At 68.6% G+C, this 14871-nt stretch carries 9 protein-coding genes and 2 tRNA genes; 3 read left to right on the top strand and 8 right to left on the bottom strand.

The genetic code is table 11. The features are described 5' to 3' along the window. Positions 1–42: 42 nt before the first annotated feature. The 4 genes from JDV09_RS22625 to JDV09_RS22610 all read right to left on the bottom strand — a co-directional run bounded on the left by JDV09_RS22625 (position 43) and on the right by JDV09_RS22610 (position 7781). Complete coding sequence (locus JDV09_RS22625; RefSeq protein WP_221371382.1) at positions 43–4752, bottom strand: type I polyketide synthase; 4710 nt, start codon at positions 4750–4752, stop codon at positions 43–45. Further along, entirely contained in the window at positions 4749–6506 is a 1758-nt protein-coding gene (locus tag JDV09_RS22620) for an AMP-binding protein (protein WP_221371381.1), read from the bottom strand. Before JDV09_RS22620 ends, JDV09_RS22625 begins: the two co-directional genes overlap by 4 nt. Positions 6507–6924: 418 nt before the next feature. After that, entirely contained in the window at positions 6925–7644 is a 720-nt protein-coding gene (locus JDV09_RS22615) for a thioesterase II family protein (protein WP_308124210.1), read from the bottom strand. Between the two features lie 64 nt (positions 7645–7708). Next, positions 7709–7781: transfer RNA gene (locus JDV09_RS22610), tRNA-Lys, on the bottom strand. A 165-nt stretch (positions 7782–7946) separates the two neighbouring features. Between JDV09_RS22610 and JDV09_RS22605 the strand changes: the two genes are divergently transcribed. Beyond that, entirely contained in the window at positions 7947–9167 is a 1221-nt protein-coding gene (locus tag JDV09_RS22605) for a L,D-transpeptidase (protein WP_221371379.1), read from the top strand. Positions 9168–9295: 128 nt separating this feature from the next. On the opposite strand, the gene JDV09_RS22600 is transcribed toward JDV09_RS22605, so the two are convergent. After that, a tRNA-His gene (locus tag JDV09_RS22600) sits at positions 9296–9368 on the bottom strand. 28 nt (positions 9369–9396) lie between these two features. Continuing rightward, positions 9397–10032 carry an oligoribonuclease gene (gene orn / locus JDV09_RS22595; RefSeq protein ID WP_221371378.1) on the bottom strand — a complete coding sequence of 212 codons (636 nt, stop codon included), beginning with the start codon at positions 10030–10032 and terminating at the stop codon, positions 9397–9399. Between the two features lie 83 nt (positions 10033–10115). On the opposite strand from orn, the gene JDV09_RS22590 reads away from it, so the two are divergent. Continuing rightward, entirely contained in the window at positions 10116–11747 is a 1632-nt protein-coding gene (locus JDV09_RS22590; RefSeq protein WP_221371377.1) for a helicase HerA-like domain-containing protein, read from the top strand. 105 nt (positions 11748–11852) lie between these two features. On the opposite strand, the gene cmrA is transcribed toward JDV09_RS22590, so the two are convergent. Then, positions 11853–12659, bottom strand: coding sequence for a mycolate reductase (cmrA, locus tag JDV09_RS22585; protein ID WP_221371376.1), 807 nt, complete (start codon positions 12657–12659; stop codon positions 11853–11855). 25 nt (positions 12660–12684) lie between these two features. Here cmrA and JDV09_RS22580 point away from each other — a divergent pair, with 25 nt between their 5' ends. Next, the gene (locus tag JDV09_RS22580; protein ID WP_221371375.1) at positions 12685–14004 is read left to right on the top strand and encodes an MFS transporter; all 1320 of its coding nucleotides are present in this window, start codon (positions 12685–12687) and stop codon (positions 14002–14004) included. Here the strand turns inward: JDV09_RS22580 and JDV09_RS22575 are convergent. Then, on the bottom strand, positions 14001–14801 hold the full coding sequence (locus tag JDV09_RS22575; protein WP_221371374.1) for an MmpS family transport accessory protein: 801 nt from the start codon (positions 14799–14801) through the stop codon (positions 14001–14003). The genes JDV09_RS22580 and JDV09_RS22575 overlap by 4 nt on opposite strands. Between the last annotated feature and the right edge of the window lie 70 nt (positions 14802–14871).

Here is a 14871-nt window from a genome sequence, read left to right as displayed (position 1 = left end):
GCGACAGCCCATCCGCTGTGGTCACGAGTCCGTCGTCGGTAGTCAAACCCGATGTCCTTTCCGTCTGTTCGCCTGGGCGCCCTGACGGGCGCGAGCGCGTTGCTGGGCTCGTGCGCCAAGGCCCGATGGCGAGGTCCCCGGGATCTCGGCCGCCGCCACCCCCATGCGCTCGCACAGGGCGTCGGTCAGACTCGAGATGCTCGGGTACTCGTAGATCAGTGCCGCGGGCAATGCGATGCCCAGGCTTGCGCTGAGGCGGCGCTGAAGCGTGACGCTCATCAGCGAATCCATGCCGAGTTGGAAGAATCCCGCTTCCGGGTCCAGGGTTTCGTCGGGCGCCAGTCCGATCACGGCCGACGCCATCGTGCCGATGTGCTCGGCCAACAGCCCGCGGCGCAGCTCGGGTGGGCTCTCGCGCAGGGCCTTGCAGAATTCGCTCTCGGGCGCGGCCGACTCGGCGGCCTGTTGGCGCGCCAAGACGTCGTCGACGATGCGCAGCGCTCCGCGGGTGCGATAGGCCGTCGCCAGCAGTGGCCAGTCCGCGTCGACCACGGTGGACCGCACCGGCGCATCGGGACCCAGCAGCAGCGGCAAGGCGCGGATGGCCACCCCGTCGGGCATCGGCTGGAGCCCGGCGTCGGACATCACCTGTCCCGCATCGGACTGTTGGTCGGCCAGAGATTTCCACAGTCCCCAGTTCACGACGGTGGCGGGCAGGCCGAGGTTGCGCCGGGCGTAGGCGAAGGTGTCCAGGAAGGTGCTGGTCGCCGTGTAGTGGGCGAGCCAGCGCGAACCGAGCAGACCGGAGATCGACGAGAACAGAACGAACTGGCGGACATCGGTTCTCAGTGACAGCGCGTGCAGCACACCCAGTGCGTCCAGCTTCGGACGGAACATGGTGTTCACGTCGTCGTCGGTCATGTCGGACAACGTCACCGGCCCACCGGCGAACGCCGCGAGGTAGATGCCCTCGAGCGCGGGGAGTTCGGTGCCGAACCGGTCGAACAACGCCGCCATGGCGGTCTGGTCGGTGACGTCGGCGGCCACCTGGACCAGCGTCGTCCCCGCGGATGCGAGTTTTGCGCCCAGGTCGTCGAGCCGTCCGCCGGGATTCCGGGAAACCGCGACGATCGTTCCGGCGCCCATGTCGGCGAGCTGCCGGATCAGATGCGGACCGATGTGGCCGGTGGCCCCGATCACCAGGTGGCTGCCGGCCGTGGTCAGTGTGGTACCGGATCCCGTTGCCGCCGTTGGCTGTAGACGCGGCACATGGCGGGCGCCGGCCCGGTGGACGACCTGGTCCTCCCGGTCGCCGGCGCTCGCCTCGGCGCGCACGTGGCGAGCGGTCAGCACCGCCGGCATCGACTCGTCGACGTCGATGACACCGCCCCAGATCTCGGGGTGCTCGAGGGCCAGGGTGCGGCCCAGGCCCCAGAGCACCGCATGGACGGGATTGGCCCGGTCCCCGTCGGCGACCGGCTGGGCGTTGCGGGTCAGGAAGAACAGTCGGGGCGGTGACGGCAGTTCGATCAGCTCGGCGGCGATGCGCCGCGCCTCGTTGAAGAGCTCGTAGGCCGATGCGACGTCGATCGGCGAGCCGGTGGCGGCGGGTGCGTAGAGCACGTTGTCCACGGCGTCGGCCCGGCCGCGACCGAGTTCGGCGGCCAGTTCGTCGTCCCCGAGCACCCGCCACGAGCCGGCCGCACCGGCGTCGCCGGCGGGCAGCGGACGGCTCGGCCAGGTGGGCTCGTACAACCAGTCCGCAGGGATCGGGCTGTCCTCGGCGGCCAATGGCCGTCGACCTTTCCGCGCACCGAAACCGTTGGTGGACAACGGGGGAGCGAAGTCGATCCAATGTCTGGTATGGCGCCATGGCGTGGCCGGGAGCGCCGGGTGCGGCTCCGGCGGGTGCTCGCCGAGTGGGGGACGGACGGTATGCGTTGCGTTCAGCGACGTGTGGAATGCGACGGTGTCGTGAGTGTCACGCTGCAGGGTGCCGAGGCTGTGGTGATGTTTGTTGCCGGTTTCCGGGTCCTCCAGGGTGTCGGAGATCGCCCTGGTGAGCAACGGGTGCGGGCTGATCTCGATGAAGGTGCGGTTGGTGGTACCGGCGATGGCGACGGCCTGGCTGAACCGGACCGGGTTACGCAGGTTGGCCACCCAGTGGTCGGCATCGAACTGTGGTGATTCACCGGCATTCTCGACTGTGCTGATGACCGGGATGACCGGAAAGCCGGGCACCAGGTCGGCCAACGCGTCCTTCAACTCCGGCAGGATCGGATCCATCATCGCGTGGTGGGACGCCACATCCACATTCACCTTGCGGGCGAACGTGTTCTGCCGGCCCGCGCGGTCGATGACCGCGTCGATCGCCTCGGCCGGCCCGGCGACAACGGTCTGGCGCGGTGAGGCGTAGACCGCCACCGTCACGTCCGGGACATCGGCGATCAACGCCTCGGTGGCGGGTGCGTCGAGTTCCAGCAGTGCGATCGCGCCCTTGTCGGCGCGCCGGGACATCAACTGCGACCGCCGGGCGATCACCCGAAAGCCTTCGGCCGGAGTCAGCGCCCCGGCCACCACCGCCGCCGTCACCTCGCCCATCGAATGCCCGATCACCGCATCGGGTTCGACGCGGTAGGAGCGCCACAATGCGGTCAGCGCCAACTGGACACCGACCAACACCGGCTGGATCTGCTCGATGCCGCTGAGTTCCCGCCCACTGGCGAGCACGTCGTGCAGCGAGAACCCGACCTCGGCCACGAAATCCGGTTCGAGCTTGGTGACGGCGGCCGCGAACGCCGGCTCGTCGGCGAGCAACTGCCGGCCCATCCCCGCCCACTGGGAACCCTGCCCCGAGTAGACGAAAACGGTTCCCGTGCCGCACGATCCCTGGTGCGGCCCGACCACGCCGGGCGCGTACTGCCCGGCCGCCAGCGCCCGCAACCCGGCCACGGCCTCGGCCCGGTCGGCCGCGCACACCGTGGCGAACGACGGTTGATGAGTCCGGTGGTGGTTCAGGGTGTGCGCCACGTCGGCCAGCGGCACCGCTGACCCGGCGCCGGTCATCCAGTCGGCCAGCGTCGACGCCGTCGCCGCCAGGCGATCGGGACTCTTCCCGCTGACCACCAGCGTGGTCACCGCCGGCACCAGCACGGGCAGGGGCAGCGGCGCCGGTGGGGCCTGCTCCAGCACCACATGGGCGTTCGTGCCACCGAAACCGAACGACGACACACCGGCCCTGCGGGGATGCCGGGCCGCCGGCCACTGGACCGCATGGTCGACGACCTTCAGACCGAGCTCGTCGAACGGGATGTGCGGATTAGGGGTGTCGAAGTGCTGGTTGGGCGGGATCTCGCCGCGCTGCACGGCCAGGGTCGCCTTGATGAGCCCGACGATGCCCGCGGCGGCTTCGAGGTGGCCGAGGTTCGTCTTCACGGCACCCACCAGCAGCGGCGCGTCGGGTTGCCGGCCGCGTCCGTAGACGGCTCCGAGGGCGCGGGCTTCGATGGGGTCGCCGAGGAGCGTCCCGGTGCCGTGCGTCTCGACGAAGTCCACCTCGGCGGGCTCCACGCCGGCATCGGCGCAGGCCGCCCGGAGCGCGGCGGCCTGAGCGGCCGGGTTGGGTGCCATCAGGCCGTTGGACCGGCCGTCCTGGTTGACCGCCGAGCCACGTACGACCGCGAGCACCCGGTCGCCGTCGCGCAGCGCGTCGGAGAGCCGCTTGAGCACGGCGACACCGCAGCCCTCACCACGGACGAATCCGTCGGCTGCGGCGTCGAACGCGTGGCATGCACCGGTGGGCGACATGGCCCCGGCCCGGTCGAAGCTGCGGGTCACAACGGGGGAGAGCAGCAGGTTGACCCCGCCGGCGATGGCCAGCTCCGACTGGCCTGTGCGCAGGCTCTGGCAGGCCAGGTGGACCGCCACCAACGAGGAGGAGCAGGCGGTGTCGACGGTCAACGACGGCCCGTGCAGGTCCAGGAAGTACGACAGCCGATTGGCGATGATGCTCAACGCGCCGCCGGTGCCCGTCCACGCGTCGATCTGGCTGAGGTCGCGCGAGGCCAGGTATCCGTACTCGCTGACGCATGCGCCGACGAACACACCGGTCTGCGAGCGCTGCAACGACTCGGCCGGGATGCCGGCCTGTTCGAGGGCCTCGACGGTCACCTCGAGCAGCAGGCGTTGCTGAGGATCGATGTAGTCGGCCTCACGCGGGGTGATCCCAAAGAAGTCCGCGTCGAAGCCGGCGATGTCGCTCAGGAACGAACCCCACCGCGTGGTCTCGGCGAGGGTCTCGGCGGTCTGCGGGGAGCCGTCGTCGAACGCCTGCCACCGATCGTCGGGAACCGTCGACACCGCCGAGCGGCGTGCGGTGAGCAGATCCCACAACGCGTCCGGCCCCTCGACGTCGCCCGGCAGTCGGCATCCGAGGCCGATGATCGCGATCGGTTCGGACAGTGGGGCGGGGACGCCGTTCCGGGTCGCGTGGGGTGCCTCCGTATCGGGATGGGCCAACGCATGGGCCAAGCCCTCGATGGTCGGGTTCTGCCAGAGGTCGACCGGCGACACCTGGCGCCCCAGCACCTCGGACAGCTCGCCGCACAGGACCACCGCATCGCGCGATCCCACGCCGAGTTCGTTCAGCGGCGTGTCGAGTTCGATCACATCGGGGTCGCAGCCGATGTTGGTGACCAGGTAGTCGACCAGCCAGTGGCGGAGGTCGGCTGCCTCGTCACCCGATGACGTCATCCGGCGAGATCCAGTCGCTCGAACTCACCCTCACGGTACAGCTGGGCGCACGACGACCGGCGGATCTTGCCGCTGGTGGTGATCGGGATCGCGCCGGGCGACACCAGCACCAGATCGTCGACGCGCAGGTTGTGCGATTTCCATACCGCCGTGGCGACTTCGCGCTTCATCGAGGCGGGCTCGGCGGCACCGGGCTTGACCTCGACGATCGCCACCAGGTTCTCGGAGGTCGCGTTGTCGACGGCGATGGCGGCGACGCGGCCGCCGGTGATCTCCCGGATGGTGGCCTCGATGTCGTCGGGGTAGTGGTTGCTGCCGTCGACGATCAGCAGGTCCTTGAGCCGGCCCATGATGAACAGCTCGCCCTCGGAGATGACACCGAGATCGCCCGTGCGCAGCCACGGCCCGGCCGGGGTGCCGTCGGTGGGCTGGTTGATCCGGGCCCGGAACACGCGGGAGGTCTGCTCGGGCTTGTGCCAGTAGCCCAGCGCGACGTTGTCGCCGCGCACCCAGATCTCGCCGATGGTGTCGCCCGGCTGCTCGATACCGGACTCCGGGTCGACGATGCGGACCGGATATGCCCCGGGCGGGCCATAGCTCACCAGTTCGGTGCTGCCCGAGCTCACCAGTTCGGTGGTGCCCGCCTGCGCGGGCTCGCGGCGGCGGGCCACTCCGGTGGCCAGTTCCTGAAGGTCGAAGCGAGCGGTGCGGACGGTGTTGCTGGCCCTCGGGGTGGCCACATACAGCGTCGCCTCGGCCAGGCCGTAGGACGGCCGGATCACCCGCTCCTTGAGTCCGAACGGGGCGAACCGGTCGGCGAACCGCTGCACCGTCGCCTGGTGCACGCGTTCGGCCCCGCTCAGGATCACCTGCACGTGGCTCAGGTCGAGTCCGGCCATGTCGGCGTCGGAGGTCCGGCGTGCCGCGAGCTCGAAGGCGAAGTTGGGGGCGCCGGAGAAGCAGCGGGTGCTCGTGGCCAGCAGCTGCATCCAGCTGGCGGGTTTGCTCAGGAATGCCAGCGGGCTCATCAGCACCGCGCTGCAGCCGGTCACCACCGGTGCGCAGACACCCATGATCAGACCCAGGTCGTGGAAGAACGGCAGCCAGGACACCACGGTGGTGTCGGCGGGCAGCGTGTCGAAGTCCTCGAAATAGTCTGCGACCGCCTGCTCGACATTGCTCGTCACGTTGTGATGCGAGATGATGACGCCGGCCGGGGTGCGCGTCGAGCCGGAGGTGTATTGCAGATAGGCCGGTCCCCGGCGCGAGCGGTCGGTGGCGTCGAGTTCGCGGGTGACGTCTGCATCGATGATGTCGACCTCGATGACGGTCGGCACCGGCCCGCCGCCGTGCGGGTCGGCGTACTTGTTGACGTCGGCCACGGCCGCCGAGGTGGTGAGCAGCACGGTCGGCTCGCTGTCGGCCAGCGTGGACTCCACGCGCTGGTCGTGAACGCCGAACATCGGTACCGACAGCGGCACCGCGATCAGGCCGGCCTGCAGCGCGCCGTAGAAGGCCACGACATAGTCGAGTCCCTGCGGGGCCAGGATCGCCACCCGATCACCGGGGGCGGCGGTTCGGCGCAGCTCCTCGGCCAGTGCCAGCACCCGCCGGTGCAGTTGGTTCCACGTCAAGCTTTCGGGATGACCCGTGCCGAGCACTGCGCCATCCACGAACGTGAAGGCCGTAACGTCACCCTGCGTGGTCGCCCGAAGGCTCAGCAGGGCAGGAAGCGTCATGTCGGTAGTCGGCATGGTTGGTGACCTCTTTGCGTCTTTCCGTTTGCTCAATGCGGCGCTCAGCAGCCGAGTCACGGGCCCGAGTACGAGGCATGGCCGTGATTGGCGGCGACCGCGCTGACCGGAAGGTCTGAGGCAGAACTCCCCGACCCGGCGCGTGGGGCCGTAGCGAATTTATCAGCTGCGTCAGGATAGCACTGAATCAGCGAAGGCTACTGCGCCCGCTACGGGCTGGGGTATCGGCGGCCAGGTTGCTGATACCCTGACCCCAGACCGGTCTATGGTTACAGACCGCCATGTGACCTGGGGCCGGTCTCGAAATCTGGAACCGTGGCTGAAATTCGAAGAATTTACTGGCATGCGCACCTGTGAAACTAATGAGCAAACCCCCAAGAGGCGCCTTCAGGTCACAGAAACACGGGCTTGGGGCTGGCTAGCCGCCGTCACATCTGGCGAGAATTCGCTCCTGAACCATCTGTGACAGCTGGGTCAGGTTGGTGTTGATGTAGAAGTGGTCCCCGGGGAACACGGTGAGGTCGAACTGCGCAGTGGTGCGCTGCTCCCATGGTGCCATCAGCTCCTCGGTGGCCAACTCGTCGTTGCTGGCCATCAGCGCGTGGATCGGACACGAGACCGTCGCATCGGGTGGGCACTCGTAGGACGTGATCGCCTTCAGGCCGCGCAGTGTCGGCAGGAGGGTTGCGGCGAACTGGTCGTCGTTGAGGAACTCCGGATTCGCCCCGGTGACGTCGCTGACCATGCTCAGCAGTTGGAGGTCGGACCCCGTCATGTCGACGCGTTGGCGCCACAATCCAGGAGCTGCACTGGCCGACACGAACAGCGCGGCGATGGGATTGCCGGCCTGCTCGAAGCGGAGTGCGAGCTCGAAGGCCAGTAACGCCCCCATGCTGTGCCCGAAGAACGCCACCCGGCCGGCGGGCGCGTCGGCGGGCTTGAGCATTGCGCAAAGGCGGTCAGCCAGATCCGGAATACTCGTGTATTGGGACAAGTCCTTACCGGCGCGCTTGCCGGGATACTGGACGGCGACGCACTTGATTGCCCCGCCGAACGTCCTGGCAAAGGGCACATAGAAGTCCGCTGAGCCGCCGGTGTGGGGGAAGATGTAGAGCCGTGGTGCCTGCTCCGTAGTCACGGTGCTCACGGTAGCGCAGCCGACCTGGCATCTGCGCTCAGCCGAAGTCATACGCTAAACGTAGTGCGCCGTCAGGGTTTCGAACCCCGGACCCGCTGATTAAGAGTCAGCTGCTCTACCAACTGAGCTAACGGCGCGCGTGTGAGACAATAACAGGCCCACGGCACAGGATGAAATCCGGTCGTCCGTGCGGTTATCGGGGCCTAGACGTCGCGGTCACGCTCCGGTTCCGAAGTAACCGTAGAATCGTCGCCGACGATGGTTTTGGTGAAGCAGTCCTTCATACGAGGTGGAGCGTAGTTATGTGGCAGGTCAGCACGGTGGCCCGTTTCCGGCGGAGCCGAGCCTGGATGGTGGCCGTTGCGTTGGTTCCTGCGATCGCGCTCTCCCTGACCGCATGCGGGGGGTCCGCAGAGGCTCCTGCGCCACAGGTCATCGCCGACAAGGGCACCCCGTTCGGGGATCTGCTGGTGCCCAAGCTCACGTCGTCGGTGAAGGACGGCGCGGTGGGCGTGAGCGTCGACTCGCCCGTGACGGTCGCCGCCGAGTTCGGTGTGCTCGGTGCGGTGACGATGGTCAACGAGGACGGCGAGCAGGTGTCCGGCCAACTCAGCAAGGACGGGCTGAGGTGGGAGACCACCGAGCCACTCGGCTACAACAAGCGCTACACGCTGACCGCGCAGTCCCTCGGCCTCGGCGGGGTCGCCAGCCGTCAGATGACGTTCGAGACGCACTCGCCGGAAAACCTGACGATGGCTTACGTGGTGCCCACCGAGGGGGAGGTCGTCGGTGTCGGACAGCCCGTGGCCATCCAGTTCGACGAGAACATCCCGAACCGGCTGGCCGCGCAGCGCGCCATCACGATCAAGACCGACCCGCCCGTCGAAGGCGCGTTCTACTGGCTGAGTAACCGCGAAGTGCGTTGGCGCCCAGCCCAGTACTGGAAGCCGGGCACCACGGTCCAGGTCGATGTGAACACCTACGGCGTGGATCTCGGCGACGGCCTGTTCGGTCAGGACAACGTCTCGACGAACTTCAGCATCGGTGACGAGGTGATCACCACCATCGACGACGACACCAAGACGCTGACGGTGACGCGCAACGGCGAGGTCATCAAGACCATGCCGGTGTCGATGGGCAAGAACAGCACGCCGACCAACACCGGCGTCTACATCGTCGGCGACCGCCGCTCGCACATGATCATGGATTCCTCGACCTACGGCGTCCCGTCCAATTCGCCCAACGGCTATCGCACCGAGGTCGACTGGGCCACCCAGATCTCCTACAGCGGGATCTACGTCCACGCCGCACCCTGGTCGGTGGGCAGCCAGGGCTACAGCAACGTCAGCCACGGCTGCATCAACGTGAGCACGAGCAACGGCCAGTGGTTCTACGACAACTCCAAGCGCGGCGACATCGTCGAGGTGATCAACACGGTGGGCTCCACGCTGCCGGGCACCGACGGTCTCGGTGACTGGAACATCCCGTGGGACCAGTGGCAGGCCGGCAACGCCAACATCTGACGGCGGATAACGGTGGGTCGGCGTGGGTGATCCCCGACTCCGGTGGCCTTGTGCGCGGCCGGCGTCCGACACGTCTCCGGATAGCGGAAACGCCGCCTACGTCGTGTAGACGGCGTTCCCGGTGCCGGGGTGGCTGACGGGACTCGAACCCGCGACAGCCAGGATCACAACCTGGTGCTCTACCAACTGAACTACAGCCACCATTGCCGCTCACGCGGCGTCGTCGATCTTAGCCGCTGGACCCCTCTGGAGCCGAATCGTTAACCGATGACGGTCCCAGGCCGTTCGCGGCCGCCGCGATTTCGCTGGTCGACGGGCCGGGAGGAACCACGAAGGCGGTCTGGCGGTAGTACCGCAGCTCCCGGATCGACTCGTGGATGTCGGCCAGCGCCCGATGAGCCAGCCCCTTCTCGGGCTGGCCGAAGTAGATCCGTGGATACCAGCGCCGGCACAGTTCCTTGATCGAGCTGACGTCGATCATCCGGTAGTGCAGATAGTCGTCGAGTTTGGGCATGTCGCGCGCGATGAACCCGCGGTCGGTGGCGATCGAGTTGCCGGCCAACGGCGCGGTCTTGGCCTGTTTAACGTGGGTGCGGACATAGTCCAGCACCATCCCCTCGGCGGTGGGCACGTCGATCACCGAGGTCCGTACCTCGTCGGTGAGGCCGGATTTGGCGTGCATCTGGGCCACCACGTCGATCATCGACCCCAGCGCCTCGTCGTCGGCGTGGATCACCACGTCGACCCCGTCGCCGAGCACGTTGAGTTCCGAGTCGGTCACCAGGACCGCGATCTCGATGAGCCGGTCGGACTTGAGGTCCAACCCGGTCATCTCGCAGTCGATCCACACCAGTTCGTCGCGCACAGCGCTCAACAGTAAGCCCCACCGTGGCGGCGGTCCGCCCACACCCGCCGGATCCACGCCGTCGTCGCAGTAGGGTTCGACCCATGACCTCTGAGGCGCCGGAGTCGTCGGCCACCCCCGCCCAACAGATCGCTGCAGGTTACGACGCCGAGGGGGTGGCGCTCGAGCTGGGCACCGTGATGCTCGACGGGGTGTGCGACCCAGGCGCCCGGGTCCGCATCCCGTTGGCGACCGTCAACCGGCACGGCCTGGTCGCCGGCGCCACCGGCACCGGCAAGACCAAGTCGCTGCAGGTGCTCGCCGAGCAGCTCTCGGCGGCCGGCGTGCCGGTGCTGATGGCCGACGTGAAGGGCGACCTGTCGGGATTGGCGTGCCCCGGAGAGCCGGGTGAGCGGATCACCCAGCGTGCCACCGACACCGGCGACGCCTGGACCCCGACCGCGTTCCCGGTCGAGTTCCTGTCGCTGGGCACCACCGGGACCGGCGTCCCGGTGCGCGCCACGATCAGCAGTTTCGGGCCGATCCTGTTGTCGAAGGTGCTGGGGCTCAACAAGACCCAGGAATCGACTCTGGGGTTGATCTTCCACTGGGCCGACCAGCAGGGTCTGCCGCTGCTGGACCTCAAGGACCTGCGTTCGGTGATCCAGTACCTGACCAGTGACGAGGGCAAGCCCCAGCTCAAGGCGCTGGGGGCGGTGTCGACCACCACCGCCGGGGTGATCCTGCGCGCGCTGGTCAACCTGGAGGCCGAGGGGGCCGACACGTTCTTCGGTGAGCCCGAACTCGAGCCGGAGGACCTGATGCGCGTCGACGCCGCAGGACGCGGCGTCATCACGCTCCTGGAGCTGGGCAGCCAGGCGGCGCGGCCGGTGATGTTCTCGACGTTCCTGATGTGGGTGCTCGCCGACCTGTTCACGACGCTGCCCGAGGTCGGCGACGTCGACAAACCCAAGTTGGTGTTCTTCTTCGACGAGGCCCATCTGTTGTTCACCGACGCCTCCAAGGCGTTCCTCGAGCAGGTGGAGCAGACGGTCAAGTTGATCAGGTCCAAGGGCGTCGGGGTGTTCTTCTGCACCCAGCTGCCCACCGACGTACCCGCCGATGTGCTCAGTCAACTCGGCGCCCGAATCCAGCACGCCCTTCGCGCGTTCACCCCCGACGATCAGAAAGCGTTGCGCAAGACCGTCCGTACCTACCCGAAAACCGATGTCTACGAACTGGAGTCGGCGCTGACATCGCTGGGCATCGGTGAGGCGATCGTCACGGTGCTCTCCGAGAAGGGCGCGCCGACACCGGTGGCGTGGACGATGATGCGGGCGCCGCGGTCCCTGATGGACACGATCGGTGCCGACGCGATCGCGTCGGCCGCCACGGCCAGTCCGTTACAGGCCGAATACGGCCAGACCGTCGACCGGGAATCGGCCTACGAAAGGCTGGCGACCAAACTTGCGGCTCCGCCACCGGTGCTGGCGGAGCCCGGTGCGCCGGCCCCCGGCGGGCCGGCGCCCACCGAGACGCTGCCACCGGTGCCGGTGCCGCCGCCGATGGATCTCCCGCCGATGCCGGCCCCCGCCGGACCCGCCGAACCGGGCCTGCTGGACAAGGTGATGGACAGCCCGGCGTTCAAGAGCGCGATGCGCTCGGCGGGCACCGTGATCGGCCGTGAGATCACCCGCAGCATCTTCGGGACGGGTCGACGCCGGCGTCGCCGCTAGTCGCCGGTCGCCGCCCCGCCGGGGCCGCCCCGCCGAACTGGCATTCCGGCAGGCCGCTACTCGCACGTTCGCTGCCGGAATGCCATTTCGGCGGCGAAGGCGTCGCTAGTCGCCGCCGAGCTTCTTGTAGACCGCGCCGACGATCGGGGCGACGATGGCGCGCGGCGCGTATCCGGTGGCCGCCGACATCGCCTTGGACGTCACACCCGGGACCACCCGCATCTTGTTGCGGTCCAGTCCGTCCAGCGACACCTTCGCGGTGTATTCGGTGTCGATCCACAGGAAGTCCGGGATCAGCCGCTCGACCAGCGACTGCTCGGCGGGGTCGGGCAGCTCGGTGCGCACCGGTCCGGGGGCCAGCACGGTGACGTGCACGCCCGCCGCGCTCACCTCGCCGCGCAGCGACTCGGCGAAGGTGTTGGCGAACGCCTTCGTCGCCGCGTAGGTGGCGTTGTTGGGGATCGGCGAGTTGCCCGCCACCGACCCGGAGATCAGGATGCCCCCCGCGCCGCGCTCGATCATGCCGGGCAGCACGGCCAGCACCAGGTCGTGCACCCCGAGGACGTTGAGTTGCACCTGGTTGCGTTCGTCGGCCGGATCCAGCGACGCGACCGGCCCGAACGTGGCCGTGCCGGCGTTCGCGCACAGGATCGAGATTTCGCGGTCGGCCAGCTCGTCGCACAGCGCGGTGCGCGCCTGCGGGTCGGCCAGGTCGACGGCGCGCACCTCGACCGTCACGTGATACTGCTCGCGCAGCCGCTCGGCCAGCGCCTCGAGTACCTCCGCGCGCCGCGCGGTGATGATCAGGTGGTGACCCCGGGCGGCGAGCTCGACGGCCAGCGCCTCGCCGATGTTCTGCGACGCGCCGGTGACCACCGCGCGGGCGTCTGCGCTGGGAGCGGGAACGGGCATGCGCCGGACTATATCGTTTGCGTACATGAGCCAGCCGTCGCCTCCGGACGTGCCGTCGGCCGCGGTGGCGGCCCGGCCGCGGGTGCTGGCGTGGGCCATATGGGACTTCGGGGCGACGGCGATCAACGCCATCGTCGTGACGTTCGTGTTCTCGGTGTACCTGACCACCAACGTCGGCGACGAGGTTCCCGGCCAGACCAGTCCGGCCAGCTGGCTGGGTCGCGCGCTGGCGGTCGCCGGGCTGATCGTCGCGCTGCTGGCGCCGGTCACCGGGGTATGGGTCGAGGCGCCGCCGCGGCGCCGTCGTGCGCTGACCGTGCTGACCGGGCTGGTGGTGGTGTTCACGGGCGCGATGAGCGTGGTCCGCGACGAGCCCGGCTACCTGTGGCTCGGCCTGCTGCTGCTGGCCTGCACCGCGGCGTGCAACGAGCTGGCCACCGTGCCCTACAACGCGATGCTGCGCGAGCTGTCCACCCCGCAGAACTCCGGACGGGTCTCCGGATTCGGTTTGGCGCTGGGCTATTTCGGTAGCGTGCTGGCCCTGCTGGTGGTGTACCTGGGCTTCATCTCCGGTAGCGGCGACACCCGCGGATTCCTGCATCTGCCGACCGCCGACGGGTGGAATGTGCGTGCGGCGATGCTGTTGGTTGCGGCGTGGTTCGCGGTGTTCGCGCTGCCGCTGCTGGTGGCTGTGCGCACCTCCGGGCCGGGGGTGCCCGCGCCGGGGATCGGGGTGCTCGGGGCCTACCGGCGGCTGTGGTCGGAACTCCGCGCCGAATGGCATCGCGACCGCAACGTCGTGTACTACCTGGTGGCCAGTGCGGTCTTCCGGGACGGGCTGGCCGGGGTGTTCACCTTCGGCGCGGTGCTCGGCGTCAAGGTCTACGGCGTATCGGAGGCCACCGTCCTGCTGTTCGGGGTGGCCGCCAGCGTGGTCGCCGCGGTCGGCGCGGTGCTCGGCGGACACCTCGACGACCGGGTCGGCTCCAAGCCGGTCATCGTCACATCACTGACCGCGATGATCGCGGTGGCGCTGACCCTGATGGCGCTGTCGGGTCAGACCGCGTTCTGGGTCTGCGGACTGCTGCTGTGCCTGTTCATCGGTCCCACGCTGTCCTCGGCGCGCACGCTGATGCTGAGGATGGCCGCCCACGGCAAGGAGGGGGTGGCGTTCGGGCTGTACACCACGGCCGGTCGGGCGGCCACGTTCCTGGCGCCGTGGCTGTTCTCGCTGTTCATCGACATCTTCCACACCGACCGGGCCGGCATGGGCGGGCTGATCCTGGTGCTGGCGGCCGGGCTGGTGGCGATGATCATGGTGCGCGCACCGCACCGGCGTGCCTAGCGGGTCGCCGTACAGATGGTCAGGCCGGCGCCTTCGCGCTGTTCGACCTGGATGCCGTTGACGGCGATCGAGCACGTCACCTCGCGACCGACGTTGATGATGCTGATGCTGGCCGAGTCCTCGCCGGGCCGGGGCAGGGTCACTTCCTTGCTCCACGGCAGCATCACGTTGAACTCGGTCTGCAGCAGCCCGCCGGTGTCGACGTAGGTGATGTTGATGGCGCGTCCGCTGCCGGTGACGTTGTAGACGACGGTGTCGGTCCCGCCCGGGGTGGTGGTCCCGGTGCTGGGGGTGGGCGAGGTCGTGATCGTCGGCAGCGGCGGGACCGGCTGGGTGGACGTGCTGGGGGTGGTGGTCGGCGACCTGGGCGATGTCGTGGTGGGTGCCGACGGCGACGTGCTGAAGCTCGGCTCTGGCTGCGAGGGCAGCGGAGCCATCACCGTCTGCTGGCGCGAGCTGTTGACGATGACCAGGGCGATGACCAGGCCGATGACGGTCACCACCGCGATTGCGGCGATCACCCACAGCCAGCGGGGGGTTTTCGGGCCCTCCGGCGGTGGCGGCTCGGGCGGGTACTGCGGCGGATGGTGTCCGCCGGTGTAGGGCTCATAGCCGTAGGGCGGTTGATATCCGGACAGACGTTCGGTCGGTGGGGGTGCGGTGGGCGGCTGGTAGGCCTGTCCGTACGGCGTCTGGCTGGCATATGCCGGATCCGGGTATCCGGGGTAACCGTTGCCGAACGCCTGCGTCGGCTCCTCGCGATTGCCCCATTGCCCGCGTTGTGGTGAATCCGTCATGCCCACCTCATGGCTGCAGGGTACCTGTGCCGCCGCTCGGTGTGTCCGTGCACCGGCCACATCTCATGGT

The organism is Mycolicibacterium xanthum (assembly GCF_019710635.1).
GTDB classification, from domain to species: domain Bacteria; phylum Actinomycetota; class Actinomycetes; order Mycobacteriales; family Mycobacteriaceae; genus Mycobacterium; species Mycobacterium xanthum.
This window is presented reverse-complemented; position numbering and strand designations above follow the sequence as displayed.

What these genes read in the sequence shown, in the direction of transcription:
- JDV09_RS22625 (WP_221371382.1), bottom strand. Translation starts at nt 4,752, where the DNA reads ATGACGTCATCGGGTGACGAGGCAGCCGACCTCCGCCACTGGCTGGTC.
- JDV09_RS22620 (WP_221371381.1), bottom strand. Translation starts at nt 6,506, where the DNA reads ATGCCGACTACCGACATGACGCTTCCTGCCCTGCTGAGCCTTCGGGCG.
- JDV09_RS22605 (WP_221371379.1), top strand. Translation starts at nt 7,947, where the DNA reads ATGTGGCAGGTCAGCACGGTGGCCCGTTTCCGGCGGAGCCGAGCCTGG.
- JDV09_RS22590 (WP_221371377.1), top strand. Translation starts at nt 10,116, where the DNA reads ATGACCTCTGAGGCGCCGGAGTCGTCGGCCACCCCCGCCCAACAGATC.
- cmrA (WP_221371376.1), bottom strand. Translation starts at nt 12,659, where the DNA reads ATGCCCGTTCCCGCTCCCAGCGCAGACGCCCGCGCGGTGGTCACCGGC.
- JDV09_RS22580 (WP_221371375.1), top strand. Translation starts at nt 12,685, where the DNA reads ATGAGCCAGCCGTCGCCTCCGGACGTGCCGTCGGCCGCGGTGGCGGCC.
- JDV09_RS22575 (WP_221371374.1), bottom strand. Translation starts at nt 14,801, where the DNA reads ATGACGGATTCACCACAACGCGGGCAATGGGGCAATCGCGAGGAGCCG.